This window comes from Endozoicomonas sp. (assembly GCF_031844845.1).
In the GTDB taxonomy this organism is placed as follows: Bacteria; Pseudomonadota; Gammaproteobacteria; order Pseudomonadales; family Endozoicomonadaceae; genus Endozoicomonas.
In genome coordinates this window covers 1-14328 of record NZ_JAVRMB020000262.1, presented here as the reverse complement: position 1 = coordinate 14328, position 14328 = coordinate 1, and the positions used below count along the sequence as shown (strand labels likewise).

Below are 14328 nucleotides of genomic sequence, written 5' to 3'. Positions count from 1 at the left end.
CGTTCCCACGCTCTGCGTGGGAATGCATAGCCAACCACAGGAATCGTGTCTGTGGTTGGGTCCTGGCGCTACCACGCAGAGCGTGGGAGCGAGGAGGGTTTTGCGACAACCGCCTTCGCGAGGATGACGGTCGGGGGGGGGTGCCCTTTTGCGACACCCTCGAAGGCGGGAATCCATCTCGAGAGTAGGAGTCTATCTCGAGCAGTGGATCCCCCGCCTTCGCGGGGATGGCGATGGTATATTCTTAATTGTCCAGCGTCCTTTACCAGAAAAGCTTTTCAATTATCTTTTCCCTTTGTGTCTTTATGCCTTTGTGGTGAAAAAACCCCACAGAATATTCAAAAGGACATCCTTTATGAAAGTGCTGATCATCGGTAATGGTGGGCGGGAACACGCCCTGGCATGGAAAGTCGCTCAAGACAACTCTCTAGACGGTAAGGTCACTCAGGTTTTTGTCGCTCCCGGTAATGCTGGCACCGCTTCCGAAAACAAAGTCACCAACGTTGATATCGATGTGCTGGATATTGCCAGACTGGTTGAGTTTGCCAAAAAAGAAAACATTGGCCTGACCATTGTAGGCCCTGAAGCACCACTGGTAGCCGGCGTTGTTGACCAGTTTGAAGAAGCCGGACTGCCCGTATTTGGCCCGGTTCAGGCCGCTGCCCAGCTGGAAGGCTCCAAGGCATTTACCAAAGATTTCCTCGCCCGCCACAACATCCCCACCGCTGCTTATCAGAACTTCACCGAGATTGAGCCAGCCAAAGCCTACGTTAAACAACAGGGTGCGCCTATTGTGGTTAAGGCTGACGGACTGGCAGCCGGTAAAGGTGTCATCCTCGCCCAGACCGAGCAGGAAGCTTTTAACGCCATTGACGATATGCTGGCAGGTAATGCCTTTGGTGAAGCTGGCCACCGTGTGGTAGTTGAAGAGTTTCTCGTCGGCGAAGAAGCCAGTTTTATCGTGATGGTGGATGGCAAAAACATTCTGCCACTGGCCACCAGCCAGGACCATAAAGCCCGGGATAATGGCGACAGAGGCCCGAATACCGGTGGCATGGGCGCATACTCTCCAGCCCCCGTAGTCACTCAGGAAATTCATGACCGCGCCATGCAGGAAGTCATCATCCCAACGGTAGAAGGTATGGCCAGTGAAGGCATGCCTTACAAAGGCTTCCTTTATGCCGGCCTGATGATTGACGCCGACGGCACACCCAAGGTATTGGAATACAACTGTCGTTTTGGTGACCCGGAAACTCAACCGATCCTGATGCGTTTGAAGTCAAGTCTGGTAGAACTCTGCCTGGCTGGAACTCGTGGTGAGCTGGATAAAGCCGAAGTTGAGTGGGATAACCGCACAGCCCTTGGCGTGGTTATGGCAGCCGGTGGCTACCCTGAAGCCTACCGCAAGGGAGATGAAATCACGGGTATCAACCAGGTAAGTAATGCAAAGGTCTTTGAAGCAGGCACCCGCCAGGAAGCAGGAAAAACCCTGACCAATGGTGGTCGCGTACTTTGTGTGACTGCGTTGGGAGATACTGTGCAGCAAGCACAGCAACAGGCTTATGAAGCCGTAAAAACGATCAACTGGCAGGATGTTTATTACCGCACGGATATCGGCCATAAAGCCATTGCCCGCGAAGAGTCGTAAGCTTCTTTTTCGCGGCCCCTCCCTCCTGAGGTCAGGAGGGAGGGGATCCTCAACGTACGCTTCTATAACAAAGACATCAGCGAAGTAATCAGCGAGGAAGAAAATCCGCCATAATCGCCCAAAAAGAAACCAAAACCAAAATTCATCATTCCTAACATAACAAATATCCCCGAACAATAATTCAGAGGTATAGACAACAGCCAGAAGAGTAAGTTCTATAAAAAATATAACTTTTTGTAAAAATACGACGACGTCACTGTATGAAAAAGAACTTTTCAGTATAATCCAGCAACAAATAAGAAAAATGGAATTTTCAACAGTGTTTTATAAAGCCATACGGCCTACATGGACACTTGTACTGTTGTTACTCGCATCAATAGCTTTTAACAGCTCCGGAGTATCAGCAAGTGTCAATATCAATAGCGTCTCATACTTACTCCAGCCTGGAGAGAGTATTGGCTCATTTATTGACAACAGCAACCAGCTGAACATTAACCAACTGGTTGATGAAGAGTATAAATTCCGTTTTTCCCCCTGGAAGCCTTCAACCCTTAACTCTGAAGAAAGAAAACAGCCTCTCTGGTTACGGTTCCCTGTTACCAACAATACGACAGAGATTGTTCACCCGGTATTATCTGTCGATTACCAACAGCAAACGCTACCAACGCTGTTCATCAAATACAAAAATCCGACCACCGGTAAAATCAGTGTCAAGCCTCTTAAACTGGACCGGGTTAATACCACAACCTTTACGTTGCTTCCTGACCAGGCAGCAACGGTTTATCTGAAAACCCAGTACCACCCCGAGCTGGGCAATAGCCTGAAACTGGGCAGCTTCGACCAGCTTATTAAACAACAGCGTTATAAATTCTGGCAAACCGGACTGCTAAGCGGCCTTTTAATCTCACTCATTCTGGCCAATGCCTGGATGTTCCTGACCCTGAAACAGGAAGCCAGACTGTCAAATAGTTTATCAAACTATGGACAACGCAGTATTTTCCACCTGCTTCTGGCCATCGGTGCGTGCTTTAGCCTTATATTCATGGCTTCCTGGCAGGGTTATCTCAGTACCTGGCTTTATATCCCTATTGTGATTGAAGCAGGTCTTTATAAACTGTCGCTGCTGATGATCAGCCTGACTTTCTGCCAACTGGCCATTAACCTGTTTGGCTATCAACGACCACTGCTGACCAGATTCTTCACTATTTTTTCTGTTATCTATCTGATAACCGCGCTCTGGCTCCCGGTAAGTGATAGCAGCTCCCTGAACACTTACTTACTGGTGCTGACCCTTATCGGGAATGTCAGTTTCTGCCTGTCTTTCTGGCTGGTAAAACCTCACCGCCTCCCTATTTCTGCCTGGTTACTGATTCCACTGACAATAAGCCAGTTTGTCTTCGCCTTGAACTATACCGGAGCCTTGGGAATATCCACCAGAAATACCATCTGGCTTTTGATTCAGGCACTTACCCTGACACTGGGCCTTCTCTCACGGCCTGCAAGGATGCATAGAAAAGTCATCAAAAAGAAGAAAATCCCATACAACAGCAGTCTACCAAATCAGATAGATGAACAGACCATGAAAGCCCTGGGCCATGAGATGAGAACGCCATTAAATGGTGTTATGGGCATGTCGGAGCTACTACTCAGCACTCAGCTCTCCCCAAAACAGGAAGACTATGTTCAGACACTCCGTTATGCCGGCTATGAGCTGGGCAATCTGATCAATCTGCTGGCAGCAAACATTAAGACAAAAGATAAGGGAATCACATCCGATACCCAGCTGACGGATATCCATACCACAGTAGATGAACTGATTACCCACTTCCGGTACCGGGCAGAACAGCAAGACATCGAGATTATCTGTTTTATCGACGAAAGCCTGCTTTCTGCCTGTAATATTGATGGTTATCGAGTGTCGCTCATACTGGAAGCCTTTCTTTTTTATGGGCTGAACCAGAGCAAAAAAGGGGAGGTAGCCCTTTCTGTACAGAAAAACGCGTCTGGCAAACTAGCCTTTGAACTCAGCTTCAAAAACGCTCAAGGCAACAATCTTGAAGAAAAATATCTTTCCGGAGAACACTCCTTCTCCGAAATTAAGACAGAAACAACCATGAGCCTTAATCTCTACCTTGCCACCCAGCTTATACGACAGCTTGGGGGGGAGATTGGCAAAGAGGGTAATGCCATTTCATTTACCCTGCCCTGTTCATGTGAAAACAAGATGGAAGCAGCGCCGACTTCAGAGATAAAAAGTCAGAACCACTATAAAAATATGAGGGTGCTGATTGCCGATGACAGCGCAACCTGTCGCAAGGTGCTACGGCAACAGTGCCAGCTCCTCGGTATTCCTGTTGTTGAAGCAGAAGATGGTCTGGCAGCTCTGGCGATGATTCGTAATGAAGCCTGCCTGAACAGGGCATTTGACGTGGTCATTCTTGACCATCATATGCCCGGACTGAAAGGCCTTCAGGTAGCCGAACGAATCAATGGTGACCCCGGCATTGATCCCATGCCTGCCATTATAATTCTGACAGGCATCAGCAACCCACCCAGTAAATATCAATCCAGAAAACTGGGTATCAGCTCAATTCTGACTAAACCTGTCACCCGGTTTGCGGTACAAAGGGCATTATTAAAAGCGCTGGGTAAACAAACAATCTCGCTTGGTTAACATGATATTATGAATTAGCAGTCATTAAGTACATGACCATTTTCCTTTAAGATTACCTCCGGGCTATAAAGGAACTGTCCTGAAATAGCTTCCACATTTTGAACTCGATCTCCGTTCATCCTGAGCGGAGTCGAAGGGTGTTTAGAACGATCTAAGGATTAGTCACGAAATAACTTCCCTGTTTTTTTGCCACGGAGACACGGAGCACAGAGAAAAGCCTTAAATAAAAAGCTTTTCTCCGTTTCTCTGTGCCTCCGTGGCCAAACATCTTTTCTGTGCTGAATAGCACCAGAAATATGGAAGTTATTTCGGGACAATTCCTTAGGCCCTATGGACCCTTCGACTCTTCGTCAAGCTCAGAACTCAGGACGAACAGGGTTTGGATACTCGAAAATGTGTAAGTTATTCAGGGACAATTCCTAATCCTAAGCATGATATCTAACAGACAGCTCATGCACCGATTCAACAAATGCTGCCGCCTTTTCTGGCTCAACATACTGATGAATGCCGTGACCAAGATTGAAAACATGACCATTACCTGAACCATACTTTTCAAGAATAGTGGCGACTTCCTGCCGTATACGTTCTGGAGAAGCATACAATGTCGATGGATCCATGTTCCCCTGCAAAGCTACCCGACTACCCACCCGTTGACGGGCTTCACCCATATCCGTCGTCCAGTCCAGCCCAAGGGCATCAACACCCGTGTTTGCCATGGCTTCCAGCCATTGCCCACCATTTTTGGTAAACATAATGACCGGCACTTTTCTGCCTTCATGCTCACGCTTCAGACCTGCAATAATTTTCTCCATATAGTGAAGAGAGAAATCTCGGTAGTTTTCCGGGCTGAGCACACCACCCCAGGTATCAAAAATCTGAACGGCCTGGGCACCGGCTTCAATCTGGGCATTCAGATAGCTGGTTACCGATGCTGCAAGCACCTCCAGTGCCTGTTTCAATAACTCCGGTTGATCAAACATCATCCCCTTGATACGACGAAAATCCTTGCTGCTGCCACCTTCGATCATATAGGTTGCCAGTGTCCATGGACTGCCGGAAAAACCAATAAGTGGAACGCGACCATTCAACTCACGACGAATGGTGCGAACAGCATCCATTACATAGCCCAGGTCTTTTTCAGGGTCTGGAACCGTTAAAGCTTCCACATCCGCAGCGGTGCGAACCGGCTTTTTGAATTTCGGACCTTCACCTTCTTCAAAGTAGAGCCCAAGTCCCATAGCATCGGGAATGGTAAGAATGTCGGAAAAGAGAATGGCTGCATCCAGGGGAAAACGTTCCAGCGGTTGCAACGTCACTTCACAGGCCAGCTCAGGGTTCTGGCATAACGCCATAAAATCCCCGGCACGAGTTCTGGTCTCCCGATATTCAGGTAAATAACGACCTGCCTGACGCATCATCCAAACGGGCGTTACATCGACAGGTTCTCTGAGCAGAGCCCGAAGAAATCGGTCATTTTTCAGTGGAGTTATAGATAAAGTCATAAAGCCTCGAAAATCCGGCTCCCACGCTTTTAGGCCCTGTAGGTCCTGCGCAGGAGCTTAACAATCTGATGTTAGAGAAGTGGCATTATAGAAAATACCAGCTCTCCGTCATTCCCGCGAAGGAGGTTGTCGCGAAACCTTCCGAACTCGTTCCCACGCTTTTAGGTCCTGTGGGTCCCGCGTGGGAATGCATAGCTCACCCATCAACAGGCATGGAATCAGACGCAGGTTGGTTCGCTTGCGAGCCGACTCGTGGCCCAACCGGTATACAACAATCAACGTCTAGCGGTGTTGGTGAGTGCTATCGTCGGCTTTTAGGCTTAGGTCCTCGGTACCCCGGAACGGGGTAACCGACCTACAGATGTCCTTTTGCATGGCAATTCAGACTACGGAGTATCAACAAGCCCTGCGGTATATGGCCAGCTCCGTATGCATTCCCACGCAGAGCATGGGAACGAGGTTAGCTCCGTATGCATTCCCACGCAGAGCGTGGGAACGAGGTTAGCTCCGTATGCATTCCCACGCAGAGCGTGGGAACGAGGTTACTGTCCACTGACAACTGACAACTGAACATTAGATATCCAGATAATCGAGAATACCTTCAGCTGCCTGACGGCCCTCCCAGATAGCAGTTACCACCAGATCAGACCCCCGAACCATATCGCCACCAGCAAACACTTTAGGGTTGCTGGTCTGGAACTTGAATTTGGCCTGCTCGGGAGCGACAACCCGTCCACCCTCGTCTATCTGAATATCGTGATCTTCAAACCAGTCAGCCGGGCTTGGACGGAAACCAAATGCAACCAGAACCACATCGGCTTCCAGTATTTCATCGCTGCCTTCCACCACCTGCGGACGACGACGACCTTGTTCATCCGGCTCACCCAGCTCAGTAGTCACAAAACGAATGCCTTCTACCTTATCTTCTGAAGAGCCATTCCCCACAATTTCAACCGGCTGGCGGTTAAACAGGAAGCGTACGCCCTCCTGTTTGGCATTGCCCACTTCACGACGGGAGCCAGGCATATTCTCTTCATCCCGACGATAGGCACAGGAAACGGATTTCGCACTCTGGCGAATGGCCGTACGGTTACAGTCCATCGCCGTGTCACCACCACCGAGAACCACAACACGCTTACCCTTCATATCAATGAAATCAGCGGCATTCTGCTCAAAACCAAGGTTTCGGTTTACACTGGAAATCAGATAGGGAAGCGCATCATGCACACCTTCCAGATCTTCACCCGGAAAGCCACCTTTCATATAGGTGTAGGTTCCCATACCCATGAATACCGCATCGTACTCTTTAAGCAGCTGTTCCATGGTGATGTCTTTACCGATTTCGGTGTTTAGCTGGAACTCAATCCCCATTTCAGTGAACACTTCGCGACGACGGCTCATTACGTGCTTTTCAAGTTTGAATTCTGGAATACCAAACGTCAGCAGCCCACCAATTTCAGGATTTTTATCAAATACAACCGGTGTCACACCATTACGAACCAGTACATCGGCACAGCCAAGACCTGCAGGCCCGGCACCAATGATCGCCACTTTTTTATCCGTCCATGAAACGTTGGACATATCAGGACGCCAACCCAGCGCCAGCGCGGTATCAGTAATGTACTTCTCGGTTGAACCAATGGTGACTGCACCAAAACCATCATTCAGGGTACAGGCACCCTCACAAAGACGATCCTGCGGACAAACCCGCCCACACACTTCTGGCAGGGTATTGGTTTGATGACACAGATCTGCCGCCTCAAAAAGACGACCTTCTGAAACCAGCTTCAACCAGTCCGGAATGTAGTTGTGTACCGGACATTTCCATTCACAGTATGGGTTACCGCAAGACAGGCAACGATGAGCCTGATTTTCTACCTGCTTTTCATCAAACTGTTGATAGATTTCTACAAATTCTGTTTTTCGCTGACGAAGGCTCTTTTTATCCGGATCAAGACGACCCACTTCAACAAACTGAAAGTTGTTATTAAGCCGTCCATCCTTGCCATTCTTTAAGTGTAACTGTGACATTTCGCTGACCTCACAAAGCTGTTCTTATGTTCAATACCTGCCTCTTCACCGGCCCCATCACCTGCCGCTTTTCAGCGGCAGAAGCCCTGATTACTCAGGGCTGCCATGGGTACTGGCCAGTAAGGTATCGAGACTGGCAGCTTTCGGCTTCACCAGCCAGAAACGACCACTGTAGTCATAGAAATCATCAATCAGCTCCTGTCCCCAGGCACTGCCGGTCTCGGCAACATAGTCTGCAAGAACACTCAGCAGATGGGATTGATAAGCTTCCATGGCTTCATTATCAATACGGTGGATATCCACCAGTTCATGGTTATAGCGATCAACAAAACTTCTTTCCAGATCCAGTACGTAGGCAAAACCTCCGGTCATACCAGCACCGAAGTTATGTCCGGCCCTGCCAAGTATGGTTACAAGACCACCGGTCATGTATTCACAGCAATGATCGCCCGTACCTTCAACCACCACATTGGCGCCCGAGTTACGTACCCCAAGACGCTCACCTGCACGACCAGCGGCGTACAAAGTACCGCCAGTAGCGCCATAGATACAGGTGTTACCGATAATGGTGGTTTCATGGGTGACAAAGCTGCTGCCAGCCGGTGGACGGATCACCAGCTTACCGCCAGTCATGCCTTTACCCACATAGTCATTGGCATCGCCTTCCAGTCGCATTTCCAGACCACCGGCATTCCAGACACCAAAGCTCTGTCCTGCTGAACCGGTAAGCGTCAGCTTCAAAGGCTTATCTGCCATACCCTGATTGCCATAACGTCTGGCAATCTCACCAGACAGGCGGGCACCAATAGAACGATCACAGTTACCCACGGTAAAACTGAACTCTCTACACGATTCTCCACCCGCCCCGTTCTCAATAGCACTCTCTATGAAAGGAATAGTCTGACGAACCATCTCTTCTGCCAGCTCACCTTTATCGAATGGAGGGTTACGGGCCACCTGACAAGTCATTGGCTTATCTGCAGGCACATCTGCACTACCAAGAAGCGGAGAGAGATCAAGGTTCTGCTGCTTTTCAGTGAGGCCCGGCAGTAATTCAAGCAGTTCTGTTCGGCCAACAACCTCTTCCAGCGTTCTCGCACCCAAAAGTGCCAGCCATTCCCTCACTTCTTCAGCCACAAAGGTGAAGAAGTTCATCACCATCGCCACCTCACCCTTAAAGTGTTCTTCCCGGAGTGACTGGTCCTGGGTAGCAACGCCGGTGGCACAGTTATTCAGGTGACAGATACGCAGATACTTACAGCCCATGGCAATCATGGGTGTGGTACCAAAACCAAAGCTCTCGGCACCCAGAATCGCAGCCTTGATCACATCCAGGCCAGTTTTGAGGCCACCATCAGTCTGAAGACGAACTTTCCCCCGCAGATCATTTCCACGCAAGGTCTGGTGCGCTTCACTCAAGCCGAGTTCCCATGGAGATCCGGCATAACGAATAGACGTCAATGGACTTGCAGCAGTACCACCATCATAGCCAGAGATGGTGATAAGATCTGCGTAAGCCTTGGCCACACCGGCAGCAATCGTTCCAACACCAGGCTCAGACACCAGCTTCACTGAAACCAGTGCATCCGGGTTAACCTGCTTGAGGTCATAAATCAGTTGAGCCAGATCCTCGATAGAATAAATATCGTGGTGTGGCGGCGGCGAAATCAGGGTAACGCCCGGTACTGAATAACGCAGACGGGCAATCAGTTCATTAACTTTACCACCAGGCAGCTGGCCACCTTCACCAGGCTTGGCACCCTGGGCAACCTTGATCTGCAACACTTCGGCATTCACCAGATAGTGAGGGGTGACACCAAAGCGACCGGAGGCAATCTGTTTGATTTTGGAAACACGATTGGTGCCAAAACGAGCCTCGTCCTCACCCCCTTCACCGGAGTTAGAACGGCCACCCAGACGGTTCATCGCTTCCGCCAGTGCTTCGTGAGCTTCCGGCGACAATGCACCAAGACTCATGGCTGCAGAGTCAAAACGGCGAACAATATTGGCAACGGACTCTACCTCATCAACCACCAGGCCTTTGTCTGACAGTTTGAGACCGAGCAGATCTCGCAGAGTTGTCGCTGGTCGCTTATTCACCAGTTCAGCGTACTTGCGATAGTCCTGATAATCGCCGGTCTTAACAGCTACCTGAAGTTGCTGGACCACATCCGGGTTAAAGGCGTGATACTCACTGTCGTGTACATACTTCAGCAAACCACCCTGCTGGATCGGTTTGCGGGCTTTCCAGGCAGTTTCAGCCAGCAGACCCAGCTCATAATGAAAATCTTCAAAACGGGCACCCTGGATACGACTCGGAACACCACAGAAGCTGAGATCAACGACCTCTCTGGAAAGACCCACTGCTTCAAACAACTGTGCTCCCCGGTAAGAGGCAATGGTAGAGATTCCCATTTTGGAAAGAATCTTCAACAGGCCTTTACCAATACCTTTACGATAAGCTTTATAGGCCTCTCGCGGATCGGCCAGCACCTCACCAGAACGGATCTGATCATTGATGATTTCGTAAGCCAGATAAGGATAGACAGCGGTGGCTCCAAATCCAATCAGAACTGCAAACTGGTGGGAGTCACGAGCAGATGCTGTTTCCACAATAATGTTGGACTCAGAACGCAACCCTTTGCCAATCAATCGGTGATGAACGGCACCTGTCGCCATGGCGGCAGGAACCGGCAACAGTCCCTGATCTATATGACGATCAGACAGACAGATCAACACTTTGCCAGACTGAACCGCTTTTTCTGCCTGATCGCAGATATTCAAAACCGCCTGTTCCAGACCAATGGCCGGCTTATAGGTCAGATTGATGGTTTCTGTCTCAAAGGACTTATGCTGATGACGGACACTCATCAGGTCAAGGAACTTGGCGGTAGACAGAATGGGTGATTTAAGGATCACCCGTGCCGCATGCTCCGGTGTTTCCTCAAACAGGTTCAACTCCCGACCCAGGAGAGTTTCCAGCGACATTACAATCGCTTCCCGCAATGGGTCGATTGGCGGATTAGTCACCTGGGCAAACTGCTGACGGAAGTAGTCGTATACGGTTCGGGTGCGACTGGAAAGTACCGCCATCGGGGTATCATCCCCCATGGAACCCACTGCTTCCTGTCCGGATTCCACCAGTGGTCGAATGACCTGATCACGCTCTTCAAACGTCACCATGAACATTTTCTGGTAGACGTTCAGCAGTTCAGGGGTAAAGTGATCGACCTTATACTCGTCTTCATTAAAATGGGAACGGATACGATAGGCGTTCTGTTTCAGCCACTTTTTATACGGCTGACGGTCTTTCAGTTTGTTATCGATATCATGGGCCTGATGCAGCTCACCGGTTTCGGTATCAATGGCCAGCACTTCTCCCGGTCCAACCCGTCCCTTGGCAATGACATCCTCAGGCTTATAGCCGTGAACACCCACTTCAGAAGCGACCGTCAGGTAACCATTTTTGGTGATAACCCAGCGGGATGGACGCAGGCCGTTACGATCCAGCGCACAGACAGCATTGCGACCATCGGTAATCACCAGTCCGGCCGGGCCATCCCAGGGCTCCATATGCATGGAGCTGTACTCGTAGAGTGCCCTGAGGTCAGGGTTCATAGTGTCTACATTCTGCCATGCGGGTGGAATCAACAGGCGGATAGCACGGTAAAGGTCTACACCTCCCGTAACCAGAACTTCCATCATGTTATCCAGACTTGAGGAGTCCGAACCGGTTCGGTTTACCAGGGGAGAAATATCATCCAGTGTTGGCAGTAAAGGTGACTGGAACTTATGACGACGAGCCTCGGCCCAGTTACGGTTACCGGTAATCGTATTGATTTCACCATTATGGGCCAGCATGCGAAATGGCTGTGCCAGCTGCCAGCGCGGCATGGTATTGGTAGAAAACCGCTGATGGAATACACAAATAGCGGTTTCAAAGCGGGTGTCGCCGAGGTCCGGATAGAATGTGGGCAGATCCACCGGCATCATCAAACCTTTATAGGTGATGACCTTGGGCGACAGTGAGCAGATATAGTATTCCTTATCCTCTGTCATCACCATATTGGTGTAGCGGCGAGCCATGTAGAGCCTGGCAATGAACTCTTTTTCTTCAAGCTCACCTTCCGGGGTAACAAAGATCTGTTCAATGCCTGGCAACAGGTCTTTCGCAATGGGTCCGAGACACTCAACATTCACAGGAACCTGACGCCAGCCAACAACATGAAGACGCTGCTTCTCCAGCTCTTTTTCCAGTGTTTTTTTGCCTTTATCAGCACGGGCCTTATCAGTGCTGAGAAAAACCATACCAACGGCGTATTGCCCTGGCAGATCTGAACCAAACTTTTCTTTAGCAACGCTGCGGAAAAATGTATCCGGCGTTTGAATCAGCAGACCACAACCGTCGCCGGTTTTACCATCGGCCGCAATACCACCGCGGTGAGTCATACAGGTCAGTGCTTCAATCGCCGTTTTCAGAAGGTCATGACTTTTTTCACCTTCCATCTGGGCAATTAGCCCGAAACCACAGTTATCCCGAAACTCCCCGGGATTATACAGACCTGCTTTCATAGGCACTCTCTCATCAACCCATTATTTTTCTGGCTCGCCTCTGCCATAATAAAAAAGTCATCCTGACTTTTCCCGAAATACCCTCGACCCTGAAGGACATTCTGCTCTGGAAGGCTTTATATTTCACGACTAAATCAGGCAAATCCCACGCCTTTCAACACTTCCGGTGCACCATCGATAACCAGGCACCGGTAACCAAGTGTCTGTCGAGCCATAGCTACACTTGAACCGGCGGGCTTTCTGCCTCTTGTAACCGGACTCCCCGCCATAATTATGCAGTTTATCTGCATAAAACCAAATCTGGTTTATGACCATCTGACACGCAAAACGGCTCGCCATTTTACACGCCTGTTAGCGCAATCACAAATGGCCCCTATCAATGCAAGTAAAAACCACAGCAACAGACTGATAAATCGAAACTTTTTGCAGCAGAACTGAACAAACCCAGACAGGAACGATCAATCAATGATAATAAGGCCAAAGAGAGTTCTCCAGCCATCTGGTACATGGTTTCAATGGGTTTGACAGGCAGGTTGGGTTGAACGGAGTGAGCCCCAACAATTTTACTGATGATGCAGATAGTTTGTTGGGGCTCGCATTCGCTCGACCCAACCTGCGTCACCTGTTAATTACAATGAAACCATGTACGAGGCTGACCGGGAATAGAGATTATTCAAGAACAAAATTGTTCAAGGCAATCCATTAGATTTGCAGGATTAAAATTGTCTGTAACGGTAGCGCTTCCAACTGAGTCCAGTAGTACCAACCTTAGCTGGCCATCAAGCACCTTTTTATCCACAGCCATTAATTCAATAAAACGATCAGGACTGATGCCCGAAGGAGGCTGAGTCGGTAGCCTTACGCTCTCGAGCAGGGCCACAAGACCATCGACGTCTTCTTTACATAACTTCCCTTCTCTGAAGGAAAGGTCTGCCACCATTACCATACCAGCTGCAACCGCTTCACCATGTAGCCAGACACCATAACCGGCATGTGTCTCTATGGCATGACCAAAAGTATGCCCAAGATTCAAAATGGCGCGTATGCCAGACTCTTTCTCATCAGCTTCCACCACCCTGGCCTTGTCCTGACAGGAACGATGAATCGCATAGGAAAGTGCTTCAGGATCACGACTCATCAATCGCTCGACATTCTCCTGCAGCCACTCATAAAATGCCGGATCACAGATCAAACCGTATTTGATGACCTCTGCCAATCCAGCTGAAAGCTCACGGTCAGGTAACGTACTCAGTGTTGCCGTATCAATAACGACAGCGTTCGGCTGATAGAAGGCACCAATCATATTTTTGCCCAGGGCATGATTCACACCGGTTTTTCCACCGACCGATGAATCCACCTGGGAAAGCAATGTGGTAGGCACCTGAATAAAATCAACACCCCGCTGATAACAGGCGGCAGCAAAACCAGTCATATCACCAACCACACCACCACCAAGAGCAATCAGTGTCGTCTTACGTGTATGTCGAGCCTGTAACAGCTTATCGAAAATAAGGTTGAGCGTTTCAAGATTCTTATATTGCTCGCCATCCGGCAGGGTAACCACTGTTAGATTGTAATCAGCCAGAATAGAGCGGATCAACTCCAGATAGAGAGGAGCTACTGTCTCATTGGTGACAATAGCCACGCTTTTACCGGTTATATATGGGTGGAAATAATTGGGGTTAGATAAAATATCAGAACCGATAAAAATGGGATAGCTTCGATCTCCAAGATCAACCTTAAGTTCCAGCATGATAGATTACTTCCTCATTCCTGACCCAAGCCAATCGCTTGAATAATTCTTCTAATAACCTGTCGTGGTGACAAGACTTCTGTATCAAGAACAAGATCAGCAATTGACCGATAGAGAGGGGCTCGCTCTTCGAGCAACCGGGTCAGAA

Annotated in this window: 8 protein-coding genes; 3 read left to right on the top strand and 5 right to left on the bottom strand. The window is 49.3% G+C overall.

The features are described 5' to 3' along the window. The 3 genes from RM811_RS14095 to RM811_RS14085 all read left to right on the top strand — a co-directional run. Window positions 1-188 (top strand): hypothetical protein (locus RM811_RS14095; RefSeq protein WP_402525402.1); only part of this gene is annotated, 188 nt, incomplete at its 5' end. 167 nt (window positions 189-355) lie between these two features. After that, window positions 356-1648: a phosphoribosylamine--glycine ligase gene (gene purD, locus RM811_RS14090; RefSeq protein ID WP_402525400.1), complete on the top strand. Its 1293-nt coding sequence runs from the start codon at window positions 356-358 to the stop codon at window positions 1646-1648. Between the two features lie 304 nt (window positions 1649-1952). Further along, the gene (locus tag RM811_RS14085) at window positions 1953-4322 is read left to right on the top strand and encodes a response regulator (protein WP_402525398.1); all 2370 of its coding nucleotides are present in this window, start codon (window positions 1953-1955) and stop codon (window positions 4320-4322) included. 425 nt (window positions 4323-4747) lie between these two features. Here RM811_RS14085 and hemE read toward each other — a convergent pair whose 3' ends face one another. The 5 genes from hemE to aroB form a co-directional block, all read right to left on the bottom strand. After that, window positions 4748-5812: a uroporphyrinogen decarboxylase gene (gene hemE, locus RM811_RS14080; RefSeq protein WP_402525404.1), complete on the bottom strand. Its 1065-nt coding sequence runs from the start codon at window positions 5810-5812 to the stop codon at window positions 4748-4750. Window positions 5813-6397: 585 nt separating this feature from the next. Continuing rightward, on the bottom strand, window positions 6398-7855 hold the full coding sequence (locus tag RM811_RS14075) for an FAD-dependent oxidoreductase (RefSeq protein ID WP_402525396.1): 1458 nt from the start codon (window positions 7853-7855) through the stop codon (window positions 6398-6400). Window positions 7856-7945: 90 nt separating this feature from the next. Continuing rightward, complete coding sequence (gene gltB / locus RM811_RS14070) at window positions 7946-12427, bottom strand: glutamate synthase large subunit (RefSeq protein ID WP_402525394.1); 4482 nt, start codon at window positions 12425-12427, stop codon at window positions 7946-7948. Window positions 12428-12561: 134 nt separating this feature from the next. Continuing rightward, complete coding sequence (locus RM811_RS14065) at window positions 12562-12717, bottom strand: hypothetical protein (protein ID WP_402525391.1); 156 nt, start codon at window positions 12715-12717, stop codon at window positions 12562-12564. A gap of 383 nt (window positions 12718-13100) precedes the next feature. Then, entirely contained in the window at window positions 13101-14180 is a 1080-nt protein-coding gene (gene aroB, locus RM811_RS14060; protein ID WP_402525389.1) for a 3-dehydroquinate synthase, read from the bottom strand. Between the last annotated feature and the right edge of the window lie 148 nt (window positions 14181-14328).

Coding starts and splice junctions, on each gene's coding strand:
- RM811_RS14075 (WP_402525396.1), bottom strand. CDS start 7,855: ATGTCACAGTTACACTTAAAGAATGGCAAGGATGGACGGCTTAATAAC.
- purD (WP_402525400.1), top strand. CDS start 356: ATGAAAGTGCTGATCATCGGTAATGGTGGGCGGGAACACGCCCTGGCA.
- RM811_RS14085 (WP_402525398.1), top strand. CDS start 1,953: ATGGAATTTTCAACAGTGTTTTATAAAGCCATACGGCCTACATGGACA.
- gltB (WP_402525394.1), bottom strand. CDS start 12,427: ATGAAAGCAGGTCTGTATAATCCCGGGGAGTTTCGGGATAACTGTGGT.
- RM811_RS14065 (WP_402525391.1), bottom strand. CDS start 12,717: ATGCAGATAAACTGCATAATTATGGCGGGGAGTCCGGTTACAAGAGGC.
- aroB (WP_402525389.1), bottom strand. CDS start 14,180: ATGCTGGAACTTAAGGTTGATCTTGGAGATCGAAGCTATCCCATTTTT.